The 18,311-nt window shown below is 59.2% G+C and carries 17 protein-coding genes; 1 reads left to right on the top strand and 16 read right to left on the bottom strand.

The window, feature by feature from the left end; genetic code table 11:
• Window positions 1-215 precede the first annotated feature (215 nt).
• The 7 genes from DL237_RS18720 to DL237_RS18690 form a co-directional block, all read right to left on the bottom strand.
• On the bottom strand, window positions 216-734 hold the full coding sequence (locus DL237_RS18720; protein ID WP_009574199.1) for a hypothetical protein: 519 nt from the start codon (window positions 732-734) through the stop codon (window positions 216-218).
• Between the two features lie 110 nt (window positions 735-844).
• A complete protein-coding gene (locus DL237_RS18715) occupies window positions 845-1,006 on the bottom strand; it encodes a JAB domain-containing protein (RefSeq protein ID WP_267897044.1) in 162 nt (53 codons plus the stop codon).
• 180 nt (window positions 1,007-1,186) lie between these two features.
• The gene (locus DL237_RS18710) at window positions 1,187-2,197 is read right to left on the bottom strand and encodes a tyrosine-type recombinase/integrase (RefSeq protein ID WP_045682664.1); all 1,011 of its coding nucleotides are present in this window, start codon (window positions 2,195-2,197) and stop codon (window positions 1,187-1,189) included.
• Complete coding sequence (locus tag DL237_RS18705; RefSeq protein WP_045682666.1) at window positions 2,194-3,186, bottom strand: tyrosine-type recombinase/integrase; 993 nt, start codon at window positions 3,184-3,186, stop codon at window positions 2,194-2,196. The genes DL237_RS18710 and DL237_RS18705 overlap by 4 nt, the downstream gene beginning before the upstream one ends.
• Window positions 3,183-4,442, bottom strand: a complete 1,260-nt coding sequence (locus tag DL237_RS18700; RefSeq protein WP_045682747.1) for a tyrosine-type recombinase/integrase — start codon at window positions 4,440-4,442, stop codon at window positions 3,183-3,185. Before DL237_RS18700 ends, DL237_RS18705 begins: the two co-directional genes overlap by 4 nt.
• Window positions 4,443-4,497: 55 nt before the next feature.
• The gene (locus tag DL237_RS18695; protein WP_233545061.1) at window positions 4,498-4,890 is read right to left on the bottom strand and encodes a JAB domain-containing protein; all 393 of its coding nucleotides are present in this window, start codon (window positions 4,888-4,890) and stop codon (window positions 4,498-4,500) included.
• A gap of 124 nt (window positions 4,891-5,014) precedes the next feature.
• Window positions 5,015-6,214 (bottom strand): hypothetical protein, encoded by a 1,200-nt coding sequence (locus tag DL237_RS18690; RefSeq protein ID WP_009574201.1) that lies wholly within the window; start codon window positions 6,212-6,214, stop codon window positions 5,015-5,017.
• A 236-nt stretch (window positions 6,215-6,450) separates the two neighbouring features.
• Between DL237_RS18690 and DL237_RS18685 the strand changes: the two genes are divergently transcribed.
• Entirely contained in the window at window positions 6,451-7,524 is a 1,074-nt protein-coding gene (locus DL237_RS18685) for a hypothetical protein (RefSeq protein WP_143093134.1), read from the top strand.
• Window positions 7,525-7,627: 103 nt separating this feature from the next.
• Here DL237_RS18685 and DL237_RS18680 read toward each other — a convergent pair whose 3' ends face one another.
• From DL237_RS18680 to DL237_RS18645, 9 genes are all read right to left on the bottom strand, one after another.
• Window positions 7,628-8,032 carry a single-stranded DNA-binding protein gene (locus DL237_RS18680; RefSeq protein ID WP_008335991.1) on the bottom strand — a complete coding sequence of 135 codons (405 nt, stop codon included), beginning with the start codon at window positions 8,030-8,032 and terminating at the stop codon, window positions 7,628-7,630.
• 753 nt (window positions 8,033-8,785) lie between these two features.
• Entirely contained in the window at window positions 8,786-9,991 is a 1,206-nt protein-coding gene (locus tag DL237_RS18675) for a hypothetical protein (RefSeq protein WP_009574203.1), read from the bottom strand.
• Between the two features lie 102 nt (window positions 9,992-10,093).
• Window positions 10,094-10,258, bottom strand: a complete 165-nt coding sequence (locus tag DL237_RS20765) for a hypothetical protein (RefSeq protein ID WP_009574204.1) — start codon at window positions 10,256-10,258, stop codon at window positions 10,094-10,096.
• Between the two features lie 387 nt (window positions 10,259-10,645).
• Window positions 10,646-11,119 carry a hypothetical protein gene (locus DL237_RS18670; RefSeq protein ID WP_009574205.1) on the bottom strand — a complete coding sequence of 158 codons (474 nt, stop codon included), beginning with the start codon at window positions 11,117-11,119 and terminating at the stop codon, window positions 10,646-10,648.
• Between the two features lie 99 nt (window positions 11,120-11,218).
• Entirely contained in the window at window positions 11,219-13,387 is a 2,169-nt protein-coding gene (locus DL237_RS18665) for a ParB/RepB/Spo0J family partition protein (RefSeq protein ID WP_009574206.1), read from the bottom strand.
• A 106-nt stretch (window positions 13,388-13,493) separates the two neighbouring features.
• A complete protein-coding gene (repC, locus tag DL237_RS18660; protein WP_233545060.1) occupies window positions 13,494-14,579 on the bottom strand; it encodes a plasmid replication protein RepC in 1,086 nt (361 codons plus the stop codon).
• A gap of 210 nt (window positions 14,580-14,789) precedes the next feature.
• Window positions 14,790-15,758, bottom strand: a complete 969-nt coding sequence (repB, locus tag DL237_RS18655) for a plasmid partitioning protein RepB (RefSeq protein ID WP_226562387.1) — start codon at window positions 15,756-15,758, stop codon at window positions 14,790-14,792.
• A complete protein-coding gene (gene repA, locus DL237_RS18650) occupies window positions 15,758-16,957 on the bottom strand; it encodes a plasmid partitioning protein RepA (RefSeq protein ID WP_009574209.1) in 1,200 nt (399 codons plus the stop codon). Before repA ends, repB begins: the two co-directional genes overlap by 1 nt.
• Window positions 16,958-17,323: 366 nt before the next feature.
• A complete protein-coding gene (locus tag DL237_RS18645; protein ID WP_009574210.1) occupies window positions 17,324-18,205 on the bottom strand; it encodes a recombinase family protein in 882 nt (293 codons plus the stop codon).
• Window positions 18,206-18,311: the final 106 nt, after the last annotated feature.

The raw sequence follows: 18,311 nt of genomic DNA, 5'->3' as shown, positions 1-18,311 counted from the left end.
TGGCCGGACGCAAAGCTGCGATCCGCGCGTCACGCTCGGACTGCCGAGCCAGCACGGCGGCGAAATCAATCCTGGACGGCGCCATCGGCGCGGCCAGAGTGGGTTCGATCTTGGACATTGGAAACTCCGAAATGAGGGAATGGATCTGAACCCCGAGGCTCTCTCTCGTCCTCCTAGGCTCACATCCTCCCCAGCCCTTCTCTGACTCTCGGGCGTCACGCCGCGATCTGCAGGGCGCGAGACGCGAAGACACGCCAGAGCGGATCGACAAGACGGGCATCGAGAACGTCGGCGTGGTGCCGCAGCCGTCGCGCGAGGCCATGTTCATGCCATTCGGCCGCCCGCATGGCCTGCGCGCGGGTCTGGCTTGCCTCGGACACGACGGCGCGGGCTTCGGCGGCATCCGAGACCGGGTGGCACCATGCGACCCCGCCATCACAGGTAGCTCCGGCCAGAACGAGACGGCCCTCCCGATCGAGGATTGCCAGGATGCGCGGAGCGTCTTCAGGTGTGATATCTTCGGCGTGAACGATTGCCCCCTGCATGGCCTCGGCCAGCGTGGCAAACCGCTCCAGTACCATGGGGTGTGCCTGCCCGGACATGAGAGCCCCGGGCGTATGGCAAGTCGTCGTGAGCGCAAACGGCAAGTCTTGATCTTTAAAATCGGTCAGGAGGCTCGGCGGCAAACTTGTGTTCTGCGTTTCCGGCTGAGTTTGGCAAGGAAGGTCGAACATGGGCATATCTCCGACGGTGCGGAAAGCCTCTCTCACCGCTTCAAACCGTCAAAGACCGAACCGCCGCCCTCTTCCTCGAAGGGGCGACGGCGGCGGGTACGAAAGGCGCGTCAGAGCTTGCCCAGGGCCCGCAGGCTCAGTTCCGTCCCGGCGCCGACGATGATGTGGTCGTGCAGCGTGAGGCCGAGATAGCGACAACCCTTCTGGATCTCCTTGGTCATGCTGAGATCGGCCTCCGACGGCGTTGGATCTCCCGACGGGTGGTTGTGGATCTTTTGTGCCCCGTTTTCTTATGTGCCCCGAAGTCAAGATCGGTAGCTCTATCAATGGCTTCTGAGGCAAGGCTGGGCACATAACGGTGCATGCTTGTTGGCATCAGGTGTTTCTGGTTTTGGGCGACAGATGATTGTCGAGACACTGGGCGGCCAATCATGCCGCCCAGTGTCATATCGCTACAGGGATGAGAGCCACGCCAGCATGGCCGCGTCATCTCGCCATGCGGATTTTCGTGCTTTGCCACCAGCAACCGGCTCAAGCAGTTTCAGGGCTTCCGCCTTCATGCGTATGGTTATCTCGGCGTAGCGATTGGTCGTCTCCAGATTGACATGCCCCAACCAGCCCCGAATGACGTTAACCTCCACCCCTGACTCGAGGAGATGGACCGCCGTTGTGTGCCGAAACACGTGGGGCGTGATGTGGGTGCGTGAGGCTTGTACGCCCGCCGCCTCCCAGAGTTTGGCGTGATGGCGAATACGCTTGTAGATGCCGAAACGGGTCATCCCGCCGCCTGTGCCGCCGACGAACACAATGGTATCTGGCGAAAGAACTGTGGCGCGTTCATCCAGCATGTCCTGCAACGCCTTGGCGGTCTGGCTCCAAAGAGGGCAGGTTCGCCACTTTGACCCTTTGCCGAGCAGCCTGACCCGCGCCGGTGAGGCTAAATCGAGTTGGCCCACCTTCAGTTGCGCGACCTCTGAGACGCGCGCACCGGTGTTGTAGAGCAGCATGAGGAGCGCGCGGTCGCGCAGCGAAAGACGATCCTGGGCGGGGATGCAGGCAAAGAGCGCCTCGACCTCATCACGTGCCAGAAACTTCATCTCTGGGCGCTGATGGCGCTTCATCGGTATGGCTGCAACCTTGGCGCTGACCGGCAACATCTCTGGTGCGGTCCGGCAGAGATATTCGAAGAAAACGTGCAGGGCCGTCAGGCGCTGGTTGCGCGTACTGATGGCGTTGCCGCGCTTGACCTCCATGTTGTTTAGGAATGCCTGCACAGCAGAGTAGTCCAAATGCTCGAACCCGAGGCCACTGACCCCGATCCGATTGGCATCCGCAACGAAGATCAGGAATAGACGCAGGCTGTCTCGATAACTGCGGATCGTGCTGGATTGCAGGCCTTTGTGGCGCGGCAGATACTCCAGAAAGTAATGGTGAACGGCGGTGGGAAGGTTCAGCTGTGTCATGCTTGGCCTCCACCGCTCAGCGTCGGTGCGAAGGCCTCGAAACGCTGATTGGCGGCATCGAAAAGATCGTTAGTGATGGTCAGATAAACTGCGGTGCTGCTGGGATTGAGGTGCCCCAGAAATGTGGACAGATGATGGAGGCGGTCTGCCGGCGTGATCCCTTGGCGGTACCAGTTCAGCAGGGTGCGCACCGCGAATGAATGGCGCAGGCCATGAACGTGGGGACCGAAAACTCCAGGCGGGATCACAAGGGCGAGTTGCGGCAACAGGTCATCGCGAAAAGTGTTCCGGATGCTGTTGGTGCTGATCGGTGTACGGCCATTCCAGGAAAATAGGTAATTGGTGCCCGAGCAGGCGAACCCATGTTGCTCGCGTTGCGTCAGGTAGCTGCGTAGCCTGGCGGCCAACTTGGGGCCAAAGGGCACAAGTCGATCCTTGCCAAACTTGGTATTGCGGATCTCCAACACTTCGCGGGTCAGGTCCACATCGCCCCACTGAAGGCGAGCGACCTCCCCGACCCTCAGCCCAAGGCCAGCGAGCAAGGCAAAGATCATCTCGTAGAGAATGCCGCGCTGTGGTGCGCGTGAATTATCTGGCAATGCTGCGGCCAAAGTCAGCAGTAGCCGGATAGTCTTGTCAGAAAACAGGTAAGGCAGCTGTCGCGCTGTTTGCGGCTGAGGCTTGATCGTTACCGGTGAGGCACCAAGGATTTGTTGGCTGGCGATCCAGTCGAACAACCGTCGAACATCTCCGAGCAGATTATTGTAGCTCCGCGGGTTGGTTCGGTTGCGGGAATCCAAGAAGTCCTGCAGGCACTGTGCGTCAATCGCCTCAATGCTTTCCACGCCGCGGTTGTTGAGAAATCGATCGAGCAGCCGAAGTTGGCGATCTTCGCAGGCGAACTTGCATCCCATGGCGCGTTTTGCACGCAGGTATTGTTCGATCTGAGGGGCCAGGATGCTTTGAAAGCTGTTCCAGGGGGCGGTCATAGCACGTCCTCCCCTTGGGCAATGACCATCTCTCGCAGCTTGTGCACCGCCACCTTGCCATAGACCAATGTGGATGCGGGGTGGCGATGACCGACGTAATCGCCAATGACTTTGAAGGGCAGGTCGGCTTCTACAAGGTGCTGAACGCAGGCATGGCGCAATGTGTGCGAGCCGGCACGTGCAACCTGAATGCCAATACTGCGCATGCGGCCAGAAACCATGCACGACACCCCCGTATGCCTCATAGGTGTATATGGCGATCTTGCGGCCAAGAAGACTTGGCGATCGGCGATATCCGTGCGCCGAACGTGCAAATAGGCGATTATGGCTTCGCCGACGGTCGCTGACAGCGGATATCGGGTCGAATGGCCGCCTTTGCGCATTGGGATGCTGATCTGGTCATGCACCCAATCAATATCATCGAGGCACAGGGCCGCGATCTCTCTTGCACGCAATCCGTAGCTGGCCAGCAATGTCAGAATGGCATAGTCGCGTTTGCCCACGTCGGAGCGGCAATCGACGCTGGCCAGCAGGCGCTCGACATCAGGCCATGAAATGGCACGTGGAATGGATGCTTGTCGATAGGCGCGGCCGCGCGGAAGACTGCGTGTGAGATCGTTCGCAATGATGCCTTCACGGTGCAGATAGGCGAGGAAGACGCGCAAGGCGCCGGTCGTGCCGAGCATGCCGGACTTGTGCAACGTCTCCGCGCGGGTGTTAATGAAATCAGTGATGGACGCCGGGGTAAGCGCCGACAGGGTTATGCCCGTCTGCGCCAAGTATGACTCGAACGGGCGCAGGGTGTAGGTGTATTTGTGTAGCGTGGCTTGGCGCAGTCCTTTCTCGTTGAGAAGGAAAGGGAAAAAACCAGGTGCGCTGACACAGAAGGGCATGCGGGGACGATGGCTCGGACGTGTGAAACCAGGCAGAGCTAGGCAAAGCATTCGCTCCACAGGCAAACGGCTTTGGGAAGCGATTGCCGCCCGGTCCTGTGCGCTCTTGCACCACTTGCCGTGTTTAGCAAACCAGTGGCTTACAAACGCATCTACGTGATCTGGAAGCTGATCAAGGCGTTGAACACCACGTCCAACGACGAACTCGTTGAAGTGTCCGAGGGCCCGAACATTCTGCTGAATAGTAGCGGTACCGGTATGTAACTCATCAAGCGATTGAACGTAGCGCTCGATCTGCGGCCCAAGCCACTGGGCTCTGATACGGTCGATCACCTTGAGCGACCTGAAATGGCGTTCCAACATGACAAGCATCCTTCTGGAAAATTGCAGGAGCTGTCATGTTGCACGACGTTTGCCGTTATGTGCCGGGCTTTAGCTCAGAAGCCATTGAAAGAGCTACTGATCTTGACGGCGGGGCACATAAGAAAACGGGGCACAAAAGATCCATTATGTGGCGCGCCACATAATGGACCAGGATCAGGGCGCTGGCGTTCAGCATCAGAGCCCGTTTGATCACCTCGCGCGGATAGACCGGGACATGGTCGACCGTGCCGATCGACAAGAGCTCATCGGCGATGATGCAGTTCTTGCGGTCGAGATAGAGAACGTGGAACCGCTCGATCGGCCCGCGCACCGTCAGCGCGCAATAGTCAAGAAGCGCCTGCCAGCTGTCGATGACGGGGTTTCGGCTGAGATAGCGGCCGAGGATGTCTCGGGCCTCGAGGATGACGGTTTCTTCCTGGGGGGTCATGGGGGTCTCGCTGAGTTACCCACCTCGACGCCCCTTCCCTCTCGGGGCGGGGCCGGTGGCGTGCATGTGGAAGAGGAAAACGCGACCGCCGCGGATGCAGGCGGTCGCTGTGCCGGGCTTCGCGTCAGCCGACCCGGTCGAGGAGCTTCTTGGCGCGCCCTTCCATATCAAGGCGGGCATCCTGCTGGGTCTTGTCTCGCGCGAGCCGCGTGATGCCCTGCACGAAGTCGAAGATGCTTTCCGGCGGTCGGCCTTCCTCCATCAGCACCTTCTCGATGATCTTGCCGGATTCGGCCTTCGAGAAGCCGCGCTTGCGCAGGAAATCCGCGCGGTCCTCGTCGCTGCGCGCCACGACTTGCTGCCGTGCCGCCCTGATCCCATTCACGAACCCCTGCGGCGAGGAGTTGGCAAACCGCGTCAGCGCCGGGGCCGCCTCATGGGCGAAGCGCGAGGCCGCGTATTTCGAGTGGCGGATTTTGATCTCCTGGAAATCCTCGACGCCCCAAAGGTTGCGGTTCTGGCACACCGCCCGAAGGTAAAAGCTCGCCATACCGAGGGTCTTCGCCCCAACCTCGGAGTTCCAGCAGTAAAACCCCCGAAAGTAGAGGTCGGGAGAGCCGTCCGCCAGCTTGCCCGCCTCGATCGGATTGCGATCGTCGACGAGGAACAGGAAGACGTCGCGGTCCGAGGCGTAGAGCGTGGTCGTGTCGCGGCTGATCTCGACATCGGGGTTGTAGACCCCGGTCGACCAATCCAGCACACCCGGCACCTTCCAGCGCGTATCGCTCGTGCCATTGCCCGCGATGCGCTGCACCGCCTCGACAAGCTCGAAGTCGTGGATGCGGCCGTAGTCGGGACCGGTGACGGCGCGCAGTTCCGTGCGGCCATCCTCAGTCTCGAAGGTCTTAACCTGCTCGGCACGGTGGTTTGTCAGACCGTACTGCAGGTTGATCCCCGCCAGCGGCGCGGGCAGCTGCCGCAGGTAGGAGGCCGGAGCGCCGACAATGCTGGCAAGCTGGCCAAACGCCCAATGGGTAGGCACGACCGGCTCATGCGCCTTCGGCAGGACCAGATGCAATCGCTCGGCGCTGTCGCGCGCGGCCTCGACGCGGATGTCCGCTGTCTGCACCACGCGGCTGCGGCTGCGCTCGGAGCGACCCTTCACGCTCGCCCAGAGATCGTCGAGCGACAGATACCGCTCGTCATCGGGCCGGTTGAACCATTCGGACGACACCCGCCCGTTCCGCTCACCCCGGCTCACATCCACCTTCCAGCCACCAGCCCGCGTCGGCTGTACCGGATCCAGAACTTCCACAACGCCCATCGGCATTCCTCCGCGACAGGCGCCGGGAGCCACTCTCCCAGCCTTTAACCTGTCGCGAAAGCAATCAGCCTTTCTCTCACTCTTCAAAAGAGGCACGAGCGGCGGCAATGCGGGACGAAGCGGGCGCTCGCTGCGATTGCGCAATCGCCGAATTTCCTACCCAGATTCGGTTGTTCCAGCGCAGTATGTGTCCATCTCTAGATGTGCGTGGGAATCTCAGACTTAGGGGGTGAAAGGTGAGCAAGTTGCAGGATGAAGAGGGCAAGACCGACGAACTGCCACAAGGCATTACGATTCCGAGCGACCTTCAGTTTTCCGCCAGAATGTTTCCAGACGAGGACTACGCCAAGGAGGCGATGTACAAGTTGCATTCCGTTCTCAGCGTCATCAGTCAATCCATCGACCTAACTAACCTGGATGGCGTGACGGTCGCCTTCGACTACGACGAAGCACTGGCTGATCTTGATCGTGGATATGAGACAACCTACACACTCACCGCCACCAAAGGTGTCGCCATCGGTGTTGCAATGGCGCCCACGGTAATTCGCGACGGTGTGATCAAAACGCATCTAGTACTTAACGCGAACTACGCGCTCAGCATCCTAGAAGGACCTGGGGAGGAAACCGAATACTTTTGGCAATCACTTCACCTAATTGCACACGAATGCGCGCATGTGGAGGTGACAGCAGCATTTGACAAGTCGTTCCCCGGGTTTCTTCTTCAGAAAACACACAGCAATATCCTAGATAACATGCGCTGGCAGGTTATTCTGGCAACGTGGGATGAGTATGCTGTATGCCGCATCGCCGGCTCCATTGGAGATGATCCCGTAGAGGGTTACCTCGAAACCTTGGTCAAGGTGTTGGGCGATACCAGGGGCCAATGCTGTGAGCTGATTAAGGCATATCGGACCCACGGGGATGTTGGGCAGATTGTAGGGGAAGTATATGGGAAGCTCGGCGATCTGCTGAAGTATTCATCTTACTTTGTGGGTGCTGCAGCAGCGCAGGAAACCCCAGAAACGCATCCGCCTGCTCTCACCGATGAGGCTGAGTTTGGGTGGTTTTCTCCGTTCTACGAACGCTTGATTGAAATGCAGGAGGCGCTTTGGAACGAGTTTGGGAGATGGAAGAATTTGGATGCCTTCGAGGCAATCGGCGATATCTTAGAGGACATGGCTGAGAGCATTGGTGTCGAAGCGTCGCGCGAGTCCGACGACCTGATCAAATTCAATATTCCATACCGACCGGAAAGCATGCCCGACATTGCCATGACGAACCCGTTAATGCGTGCACTGCTCGGCAGATAGCTGCATTGCATCATCGGCCAAAGTGGGCTCGAAGCTACATTGTAGCAGTGCAGCGAACCCGGCGGGTTTCCCCGCCGGGCCTGAGGGGGGGAGACCCCGTTCCTCAGAACGGGATCTCATCGTCGCGGTCGACCAGTTCGGGGTTTTCGTTCTCGGCCGACTTCGGGCGGCTCAGGAAGTCGACCTTCTCGGCAATGATCTCGCAGCCGTAGCGGTCGTTCCCCATGCTGTCGATCCACTTGGTGTAGTGGATGCGGCCGTGGACGAGGACCTTCATGCCCTTTTCGCAATGCTCAGCGACCGTCTTGCCGAGACCGTTGAAGCAGGTGATGCGGTGCCATTCGGTGTCCATGACCCGGTAGCCGTTCTCGTCGCGCATCACACGGCCTTCCGAGAGGCGGGGGCGCGAGGTGGCGAGGCTGAAGTTGGTGATCTTGGTGCCGCTCTGGGTGGTGCGGACTTCGGGGGTCTGACCGATGTTGCCGGCGAGGATGACGATGTTCTGCATGATAAGCTCCTGTGTGTCCTGTCTTCGGGACCGTCCCTTCGACAAGACCCTGAAAAAGCCCGTCGGGTGACGCGTGCACGGTGGACAGCATGGACACCGGAAACCCCCAAAGGACCGGGGTGGAGCGGGCAGGACGCCAAAGGCGGCCAACACGGCCCGGACTGACGCGGGGTTGCGCGCGAGAGCCCGAACGGGATTAGGGGATTGTCAGTCGAAGGGATGGCCCAGAAGACAGAGAGATGCGGGGAGCCCTTGCTAGACCATGTCCCCTTGCCAATCGGGACTGTTTGACCCAAAGCCCAACTCCCCACCAGCGGCGCAAGTGTCCATCACCGGCTCTCGCCCCCCTGCCCTTCCCCGCTGGGAAATGCAGGGCCTTGCCGCGACAGGCTATCGATACCGGAATATTCAGGACACGGACCGCACCCACTAGCTGAGTGGGATCTCGGGACGTTGTCGCTTAACGCGGACAGAAAATGCAGAAGGAAGTCGCCGGGGCATTCTTCACGGTCTTGGATTGGCAGATGGCGAAAGGTTGCGCGAAGGCGGAAGCCATCGCCATGGTATGGGCCACTTCCTGGCCGAGCTGATCGGGGAGAGCGGATACCGCTTTGCGCCAACATTGTTGGATTTCCGGCTCCCTGAGCTCTTGGCGCCGACCTGGTCAGGTCACGGCCGAAAACTACGGGGGTTCGTCGATGTGGCGGCGATAGATTGACGGCTGACGACATGACCGCGCGGCAAACTCCGGGTTCAGTCTGGGTCGGACCGATCAACTGCGTCCAACTCGAAAATCGTTGCCTCGGGTTTCGGCCCCATCACACGCGTTGGCAGATTAGGCGCAGGCAATTGCCCTCTGTGGTGCCCCTTCACCAACACAACTTTACCGCTGCGATAGCGCCGCTCATGTTCGCTCACCCAATGGCGAACAGGGCCGCTTCGCCCGTCCTGGACCTGACGCTCGAACTCAAGGCGAGCCTGCCGCTCCTGCATGTGAGCCGCGGCCTGCGGACCAATGCGGATTGTAAGATGGGATTTCTGCGCACCTAGAATCCAGGACTTCCCGAATTTTCGAGCGGTCTTGGCATCCTTGGCTGTGAACGTCTCGTTTTCCGTGGGAATGATGCCACCCAAGTCCGGGGAAACCAGCATCGCAAAGAGCGCGTAAGGGATGAACAGGTCGTAGCCTGTTTCAACTTGGTGCACCGTGCGCCGACCGTTGATCATTTCCATCGTATCACCGCTCCGCACACGGAATTCGACCATGGAACGGCTCAACTCGACTTCGACGTTGTCGTAGTTCAACTCGCCTGTCGGAATTCGCTTCACGAGCAAAGCGCAGATTGGATCGACGACCCGCGAATTCTCGCGGCGATGGAACATCGTGATGCGCAAGTGGCCCTTGTTACGATCATCGATGAGATAGCCGCGTAGACCAGTGCCTACGGGTTTGTCGTCATGTCTCGTTACAGGTGAAGCCCGTTCAAAGCGCGCGACACCCAGCTCTCGATCGTCGAATTCGACCCAAACAACGTCGGCAGGGAGCTTTACCTCACCCAGAATGGCCATTGCGGGAAGACCGGTTTCCGAAGCCTGCTTGGCGACTGCGTCATGAAGCGTATCGGCATAGGCTGCAGCCATATGGTCGAGCAGGTACACTTTCGCTTGCTGCAGGGCATCGAGCGCATACTCGCGAAAGCGCCTCAGATCTTCGGACGGCGCAAAGTGCCAAACAAGGTCGTCAGCAGGAGCCGATCTACCCGCAAGCGATGAACCGTATAAGGAAATCAATGATTTGTAGAGCATGCGACGTGACCTGAACCAAATACGACGCAGTTTCCGACGAACCCTGACGATATTCAAGCGGTCTTCATGGCACTGCAATTGACCGCTGATGTCTGGGCAAAGCCAGATTGGCTGACGCTCGAGCTCGTTTTTATGCAAAGGCATGCCGACCATCGTCGGCTCATTTTGCCGGTCAGCCGGAACGGTGGACAGGCGAAAGGCCCGGATCGGAGCCTTGCTCCGAACCCGAGCCGTCTGAAACGTGAGGCCGAAGCCTCACCCGAAAGGATCGTATTCCGAGACGATCACGACCTCGTCGCCGTCGATCTCATCGGCGGGGACAGCGCCATAGGTTCCATCCCCGGCCTGGAAGACGACGATCGAAACCATGAGCGTGGCGGCGAGGGAGGCGGCGAAGGCGTGAGCATCTTTGCGGGACATCTGTTTGGCTCCTGTCTTGGAGGCGGGGGACCATCCCCCGCGCGACAGGACCTCGCAGGCCCGAAGACTGGCTGACATCACCGGGTGCGTTCGGCTCGTCCGAATCCACCCGGCGGCACGGGTTCGCCCGTAGTCCGCCCCCTCGCGGGTTGATCTCGAAGACAGGATTCGGGGCAAGGAAGGGAATGGCGAGCGGGGGATGGTGCGACCGCTGACTGGAGCCGTATGTTCCACTGATGTCATCGCTGCCAGCCTCCCGGCAGACATTTGGTACCAGATCTAGTTCCGTGTTGGATTGGAACCTATGGTGCCCCGCGATCTCGCGGGACAGGGTCGTGATGGGTGAGAGGCCCGCGCTTTGGCGGGCCCCTTGGGTTCTACGTAGGCTCAGGCGGCAAGCTCCGCGCCCCCTGCCCTAGCAGCGCCTTCTTCGCCGACAATCTCCAGCCGCGCATTGCGATAGCCTTCTTTGGCGATCCAGAGCTCGGCAGCCGTGACAGACTCGGCCAGGTGGAGCAGCTCCGTGCAACCGCCGAAATCCAAAAGGACGCGAACCTGCCCGGGCTGTGGTTCCTCAGCGACCTCGAAGGTCAAGGCGCTGTCAGCCGAATGCGTTCGCATGATCGTCACGAGAATGACCCCGTCCGAAGAGAAATTCCCCTCGTGCAGCGTGAACGACGCCGGCGCAGTCCAGGTCGGATAGGGTCGCGGTGGCTCCTTCTTGACAAGACGGCCGACGCCGTTCGAGCGCTCCCAGGCCGCGAGCTTCTTTGTGAACCGCGCGGGCGGTTTCGGACTGTTGTCGGTGTAGCGAATGAGCGCCCCCAGGGGCGCGGTGTCGAGAATGGTCGTTGCAGACATGATTCCTCATCCTGAATGCGTGATTTTTCATTCATCTAGTTGATATTGTTGAGATTTATGAGATTGAGGGCGGGTTTTCCCGCCCTCGGATGACTCAGATCACTCCGCAGCCATCATCGACGCATCATCACCCGGCAGGTCAGCGGTGAGGAAGGCGGGAAGGTCGACATCCTCGGTCTGGTCGATGTCGGAAACGGGTTCAGACGCCCCCTGCCCTTCTGCACCGTCCAGTACCGCCGGATCGTGACGGCGAAGAACCTCCGGCAACCAGCCGCTGTCTTTCAGCAGACGCTCGGCTTCAGTCGCCATCTCGCCCTTCTTCAGGTGATCGAGGAGTTGGGCAGTGCCTTCCCCTTTCGCCTCGCGCACGGCCTCGAGGATCCGGGCCTTGGGCACGCGGTTCAGGTAGGTATCGGCAGTCGGCTCCCAACCTGCCTCGACCATGTCGAGTTCGACCGCCTGTGCAACCAAGTCGGACTGAGTCATCCGCTTGGTCAAACCGCTGGCGGTGATACCGGCACCATAGGGGTTCACCTTCTCGTGGAGCGCGTTGATCCCGAAGCTGAGGCAATGCGCGAGCAGCGACAGCCGGCTCCCTTGATCAAGGGAGGTCAGGAAGTCCCAGAGCGCGGCATCGTCGCCGAGCGGCAACTCGGCCTCCCACTCCGCGTGGCGATCGTCCACCAGCTTGGCCACCACGCTGTCTTTCAGATCGCTCGCCTGCGCGGACATGTAGACGTGACGTACCGAGACCTCGAGGCAGCTGCCGACCGAACTGGACGTCCGGAAGGTATCATTGACGAGCCTCAGGAGCAGAAGCGTCAACGCGACGTCAGGGGAGCGACCGACAGCTTCGCGCAGTGCCAATGTCCGGTGCGCCGTCAGCTCCATGACCAGCCGCTCAGGCAAGGGCTTCAAGGCACCGTCGTCCTCGTCTTCGGGCACGTTCGCGCCGAGGGCTTGACCGGCAGCAGTGATCACCGTGCCATTGCCGATACCATCTACGCTGTTCGGCGCTGAAAGCTCAGCGCGCTGCCCGTCTGCCGCCAGTTCACCGCTGTGGACATTGGCGTCTTCCCGAGGCTCATCCTCAGGCCGCACGAAGCCCCGATAAACTGCAAGCTCGCCATAGCGGTCAAGCGTCACAAACGCCCCTGCCCGTGCGATCTCCTCCGCGTCGAAAATCAGCGGCCGGGCATCGAGTTTCTCCATCGCGACTTCCAACTCGCCAAGACGCGCGTCGATCTCTTCGGGGAATTCATCCTGGCCCTCGTATTCCTCCTCGAGCGCCCGGTACTCGGCAAGCAGCTTGGCATGGGCCGCGCCTTCGTCATCTGTCATCGGCGCCGGGTCTCCGCTCAGCCGCCGCAAACCGTGGCTATAGCCATAGGGCAGGTCGAGCGAGACCTCGATCCATTTCCAACCTTCGGTCGCAATCGCTTCGGCTTCAGCCTGAAGCTTCTCGCTGACCAGACGATCGAGCAGGGCAGGGTTTTCCAGCCAGCCGCCGTCATCGCCCTGAAAGAGGTCATGCAACATGGTGCCACCAGCCGTCTCGTACGCCTCGACGCCGACAAAGACAGCACGACGGTCAGAGGCCCGCACCGAGGTTTCTGTCAACATGCGCCGGATCTGATAGGGCTCTTTATTCCAGGACGAACGAATTGCCTCCCAGACCTGAACTTGGCGCTCGTGATCCGGATTGACCGTAAAGGCCATCAGCTGCTCCAGCGTCATCTCGTCCTCGGCATAGAGCTCGAGCAGGGCAGGGGCCACGGCGGCGAGTTTCAGGCGCTGTTTGACCACCTGCGGCGTGACGAAGAAAGCGGCCGCGATCTCTTCATCGCCTTGACCCTTCTCCCGCAAAGCAACGAAGGCGCGGAACTGATCGAGCGGATGCAGGGCTGCGCGCTGCATGTTCTCAGCGAGCGAGTCGTCTTCGGCGAGGATCGCGGAAGTGGCATCCCGTACGATGCAGGGAATGGGCGTCGTCTTGGCCAGACGCTTCTGCTTCACGAGGATAGACAGGGCCTGGAAGCGCCGACCACCAGCGGGGATTTCGAACTTGCCGGTCTCGGATCCATCATCCGCCAGAACGGGCCGAACGCTCAGGCTCTGCAGCAACCCGCGGCGGGCGATGTCTTCGGCCAGTTCCTCAACCGAGATGCCAGCCTTGATGCGCCGGACGTTGGACTGGCTCAGAACGAGTTTGTCGAAGGGGATATCCCGGGACGGGGACAGGGTGACTTTCTGGGTAGATTTCGCCATCAGATATTCTCCACGACGGGCGCCGGAAGCCACTCTCCCGATCTCACTTCCCGTCAACCCTTTCACAGCCCATCTCTACCTCTCAACATGTCCACCGCGGTGGACATCACGCAGTAGCTGCCCCAGAACGAGAAAGCCTCTCCAACAACACTGATGGGTTGAAGTCAGTTTCTCTGCGACCGAGCGTGATGCTGTGGAAATACGCTCCGAAGTCTCGGATGCGGTTGCTCATCTGGAGAATTATGAAGATGGCGCACGATGCTTTTTGAGAGCCTATCTTTCTAGCAGCCTTTTCGAAGGTGCTTTCGTGGATTCCCATCATTGGAGCGAGCGTTCTGGCGTGGCTTTCGACATCGTGCCAGTTTCTAAGTGAGTTCGTCGCGAACGATGTAGCTTGATCACAAACGGTTGTGAGTGTTTGCAGGGGAAGTGTTTCGCTGTCGGTCCCGCTTTCTAAATCTTTTTGTTCTTTTTTAGACTTAGAATGGTGGCGGACAGTTTGCCCGTCATTGGCGGGCAGTTTCATTGTTTCTGGTGCGTCCACCGCGGTGGACATCTGTTTGCATTGAGCTTCCAGTTCGCCGAGCAAAGCACGATACTCCGTGATCGAGAGCTTCCTCCGAAGAACTCGGCGTACCTGATGAGTGAGTTCGTTCTCGGGGTCAGCTTCGTCGATCTGCGCAAGTTTGGTTAGGATTTGCTTTCGCAAAAACACGCGATCCCGACGAGCGTTTTCCATCGCTTGGGCTGTTGCAAGTAGTTCGCCGGCACGCGCGAGCAACGGAGCCAGCGACAAGCCATAGCTAATGGACTGACCTTCGGACGACTTCACTCGGTATCTTTTGCGATTTGGGCTGTCGTGGCGCTTCATAAAACCGAGTTCAACAAAGCGATCGATGTGCCTACGGAGGGTTCGTTCATCGATCCCGCCAACTCGACGGCAGATCTCGTCGTTGGAAGCGAAGACTGTGTCGCCATGCCCAGGCTTGAGAAAGCTCAGCATCGCTTGGAGCGTTTGAACATGTCCTGGACGGAGACCGAACAGGCAGCGACTATCTCTGAGCGCGCGGAAGACTGCCCAGATGTCGGTTTCAGGTGTGGTCGTGGGGGGGGTGCCCTTGCCGACGCCAAAGGTCTGAACGGAAAGCTTTGTGAATGCCATGTTTGTTGAACGACGACCGTTGCGGCCCACAACTTCCCCGGCTCTTCTCGCTGTTTTTGGCGAGAAAAGGCAACAAAAAGACGTCCACCGAATCGGTGACTCTTGACCGGCATGTCGGAGATTGCTACATCACAGGTGCAAATCAGATGATGAGGGCTCTCCGGGGGAAACCTTGGGGGGCTCTTTTCTTTTCGGTCTTCGCCTTTCTCCTCTGCTCGTGTTTTTGGTTATGACCGGGGATCAGCTCCCCGAGCCTCTCTCATTCTGCCATTGTTCAAAAAGCTGTCGCAGCGTGGTTTCCGCGCGCTCTTCGAGCCATTGGCCGAATTCCGGGTTGTCCTTGCGGGTGATCTTGATAGCGATCGACTTGCCATCGACTGAAAGTGTGCCGACAGGGCTACCACTATTGTCCTTTACCACGGTCGTTTGGCCACGGGCGCTTTGGTTGGCTGCGCCACGCGCCTTGCTGGAGCAAGCAACATAGACGGCTTGAAACTTGTCCGTGCTTGGAGTGGTGTCAGGCAGAGAGGCAAGTGTCTCAAGCGCAATGTCGACAAGCGGAACCTTCTCTGAAAGTGCAGCAAGATCACCCCATTGGCGTCGACCTACGCCATGAGCCGGGCCGATAAGCCGGACAAGTTCGTCAGGCAGCTGCTCGATGACTACACGATGGTTCGACACACCTTGCCGGGTGAGGCCTAGGGCGTCCTGAATGACGCCAGGCTTGTAACCGGCCTCCTGCATCTCTTTGATAAAAAGAGATTTTTCAATGAAGGACGGATCCAGCCGCAGGTTGTTTTCCTGACCTTGCGCGATCAGAGAAGCATCATCATCGAGCGTTCGAACGATCGCTTTGACGGTTCCACCAACTCTTCGAATGGCTGCAAGTCTACGACGCCCGTAGATGATGCGGTATCGATCCGGTTGGTCAGAGGGGCGAACCATGATCGGCACTTGCTGACCATGCTTGCGAATGCTTTCGGCGAGATCTTCAATGCTACTATCTTCCAGGATCAGGCGATCCCGGAGACCATCCATATCGATCCGGTCGGGTTCGATATCTCGGATTGAGTTGGCAGTGATTTCCCGGAGAGAATCCCGCAATCCGCCAACCGAGCCAGGTAGCTTCGAGGATTTGACCGGGGCAGGGGAGGAGGCTGCCGACTCTTTCTCGTCTTTCGGTGGCTGGTTGAAGATATTTCGAGCCATCAGCGACGCCCCCATGCCATTTGGATTGTCTGCTCCAGCTCATCGGCAACGCTGTTCACGCTGGTCAAAGCCCGATCAATGGTCTTCCGAATGAGCTGGCTCGGGTCTACCTCATAGATGGTTTGCTGAGTCATGCCGGCGTCAGAAATGGCTGTCGACTTCAGCATCGGTTCAGTCATGACTTGGCCCGCAAGGATTGAACGCAGGTACCCGGCCATTTGCGTTTGTGGTCCGTCCGACGGCTCGTAGCGTGTGATCAGGAACTTTACGAAGTCCCAAGTGACATGTCGTCCAATCGCCTCTTCGACGGCTTTGACCGTTTCCGAAGCGAGTTTGAGGAACTGGCTCATCGAAGCGATGTCGAGCATGCCGGGGACGACCGTCACAAGTAAGCCCGTGGACGCTGCCAATGCTGTCAATGTCAGGAAGCCCAACTGCGGAGGGCAATCAATCAGCACGATGTCATAGTCTGAGTCGACTTCCTCTAGCGCCAGAGCAAGACGCTCTGCAAAAATCGGCTGAACCCTACGCGCAAGGGCATTCGCTGTCTCGGTTTCGTACTCGGACAACATCAAGCCAGCCGGGACCATGTCGAGCTTGTGGAAGTATGTTTTCTGGATGACCTCCGAGAGCGGAACTTGATCATCGTATCTCAATGCGTCGTAGATTGTGCCGCCTTCGGCAAATTCGAGCTCAGGCCGGTAGCCGAAAAATGTCGTCAAACTGGCTTGTGGGTCGAGGTCCAGCACAAGCACGCGGTAGCCACGCAGGGCATACCTGTGTGCCAAATGGATCGTCGCTGTTGTCTTCGAGCTACCGCCTTTGAAATTCACGACCGAAATGACCTGAAGACGGTCGCCGTCTCGGCGGCCAGGTCTGTACGCGTCAGCATTTTTGCCTGTCCGCGCCAAAATGTTGCGGAGGTCGTCAACTTCTTCGGCCGTGTAGAACCTATGACCGCGACCGTCAGTGTGAACTTCTGGGAAGCTGCCATCTTTGTGGCGGTTGCGCAGGTTCGACGTACTAACGCGCAGCAACTCGGCGACCTCGGTCGAGCTGAAGCGGCGCAAGGACTTGCGTTCTTCTGGCTCGAACGCAACTTTCATCTGCCGGTCAAGCGACTCAGCAAGACTGTCTGCGAATGCTCCGATGTCGGAAGAGCCTATACCTTGCGTGTAGCCCGTATTTCGATCATCCATGTTCTGCCGCCTCTCATGGCCTTTGCTAAGGCTCTTTGTCGTTCTGACGGTCGAAGCCGCGTCTGACGCGTTTTGCCGTCAGAATGGAGATGCCACGAACATCTGTGTCCGGCAAGAAGAATCTAGATGTAGTGGAAAAGTTATCCACAGCACCAATTTGGTCGCGCGGGGCTTGCGACAGATAACGCATTGATTAACAACGATAAAGACCGTTTCTGGCGAAGCCGATACCCTTCGAGATATTTTCTGCTCGCGCGAACTAACCCCAAGGCTTTGTTGGATATTTACGTGGCTTTCGTCCAATTGAGGTGATGATTCTGGAAGATTTGGGCCGAGCGAACAGAGTGGTTTGCCGACCATTGGCGCCTACAAAAGGCCGAGACGCTCTGCCCGCTCCAGCAGCATTCTGACTGAGGAAGGCTGCCAGCTGGTACGACCGCGAGGGGTGCGCTCACGCATGGATTCCAGTCGGTCGCAGATTGCCTGCAAGGTGATCTCGGGGTCAGCACCTTTGATCGCAGCGACTATCGCAGGCAGGCGATCGTCAGTTTCGCGTCGTCCGGCGCGGCCAAGAACTTCATCAGGCAGAAAGCCGTCGCGCACATATGCCTTCACGGCGCGGAGCAGGCGGCTTTGGGTCCAATGGCGATCTGGGGGCAGGGGGCCATTGATAATCCGGAGGACGTCTTCCCAAGCCATATCGGGGCGCAAGCGGCGCACATGGGGCACCCAATCCTGCGCTGTCTCGTTCAAGCGCTCCATGTAGCCGTCCTGTCGAGCCACCCGCACCTTGCGCAGCGCTTCAGGGTCCTTGGCGCGAAGACCTGGGTTGCCGCCTACGCGGCCCTTTGAGTGTGCCGAGGCAAGTCCGGCTTTGGTACGCTCGCGGATCAGAGCGCGTTCGAACTCAGCCGCAGCGCCCAGAACCTGCAACGTGAACTTGCCCTGGGGCGAGGCAGTATCGATCGGGTCCTGGAGCGAGCGGAAGAACGCCCCCTTGCCTTCCAGTCTTTCGATCACCTCAAGTAGGTGCGACAAAGACCGCGCAAGCCGGTCGATCCGCACGACGACCAGCGTGTCGCCCTTGACAATCCGCTCCAGCACACGTGCAAGCACGGGCCGCGCGCGATTGCCGCCCGAGGCGTGCTCTTCAAAGATCTCGGCGCATCCCGCAGACTGCAGTGCCTCAGACTGGGGCAGGGGGGTCTGATCCTCGGTGGAGACGCGCGCATAGCCAATCAGCGGCATGAAACTGGGCCGTTTGCAATTTTATGTACCACCAATAAACGACCGTTTGTAAATGAATGCAAGGGCGCGCTCTGTGGCGCTGTTCATCAGAAAGCCCTTGGTTTCC

Origin of the sequence: Pseudooceanicola sediminis, from assembly GCF_003575965.1 — a bacterium.
Taxonomy (GTDB): Bacteria; Pseudomonadota; Alphaproteobacteria; order Rhodobacterales; family Rhodobacteraceae; genus Pseudooceanicola; species Pseudooceanicola sediminis.
The sequence above is the reverse complement of the archived record's forward strand: the minus strand, read 5'-3'. Positions and strand labels throughout refer to the sequence as shown.

Excerpts from the sequence above, each read along its gene's own strand:
- DL237_RS18690 (WP_009574201.1), bottom strand. The coding sequence starts at position 6,214 with ATGGGCGTTGTGGAAGTTCTGGATCCGGTACAGCCGACGCGGGCTGGT.
- DL237_RS18720 (WP_009574199.1), bottom strand. The coding sequence starts at position 734 with ATGTTCGACCTTCCTTGCCAAACTCAGCCGGAAACGCAGAACACAAGT.
- DL237_RS18700 (WP_045682747.1), bottom strand. The coding sequence starts at position 4,442 with ATGTTGGAACGCCATTTCAGGTCGCTCAAGGTGATCGACCGTATCAGA.
- DL237_RS18645 (WP_009574210.1), bottom strand. The coding sequence starts at position 18,205 with ATGCCGCTGATTGGCTATGCGCGCGTCTCCACCGAGGATCAGACCCCC.
- DL237_RS18680 (WP_008335991.1), bottom strand. The coding sequence starts at position 8,032 with ATGCAGAACATCGTCATCCTCGCCGGCAACATCGGTCAGACCCCCGAA.
- DL237_RS18710 (WP_045682664.1), bottom strand. The coding sequence starts at position 2,197 with ATGACACAGCTGAACCTTCCCACCGCCGTTCACCATTACTTTCTGGAG.
- repA (WP_009574209.1), bottom strand. The coding sequence starts at position 16,957 with ATGGATGATCGAAATACGGGCTACACGCAAGGTATAGGCTCTTCCGAC.
- DL237_RS18675 (WP_009574203.1), bottom strand. The coding sequence starts at position 9,991 with ATGGTCGGCATGCCTTTGCATAAAAACGAGCTCGAGCGTCAGCCAATC.
- repB (WP_226562387.1), bottom strand. The coding sequence starts at position 15,758 with ATGGCTCGAAATATCTTCAACCAGCCACCGAAAGACGAGAAAGAGTCG.
- DL237_RS18665 (WP_009574206.1), bottom strand. The coding sequence starts at position 13,387 with ATGGCGAAATCTACCCAGAAAGTCACCCTGTCCCCGTCCCGGGATATC.
- DL237_RS18670 (WP_009574205.1), bottom strand. The coding sequence starts at position 11,119 with ATGTCTGCAACGACCATTCTCGACACCGCGCCCCTGGGGGCGCTCATT.
- DL237_RS20765 (WP_009574204.1), bottom strand. The coding sequence starts at position 10,258 with ATGTCCCGCAAAGATGCTCACGCCTTCGCCGCCTCCCTCGCCGCCACG.
- DL237_RS18695 (WP_233545061.1), bottom strand. The coding sequence starts at position 4,890 with ATGACCCCCCAGGAAGAAACCGTCATCCTCGAGGCCCGAGACATCCTC.
- DL237_RS18705 (WP_045682666.1), bottom strand. The coding sequence starts at position 3,186 with ATGACCGCCCCCTGGAACAGCTTTCAAAGCATCCTGGCCCCTCAGATC.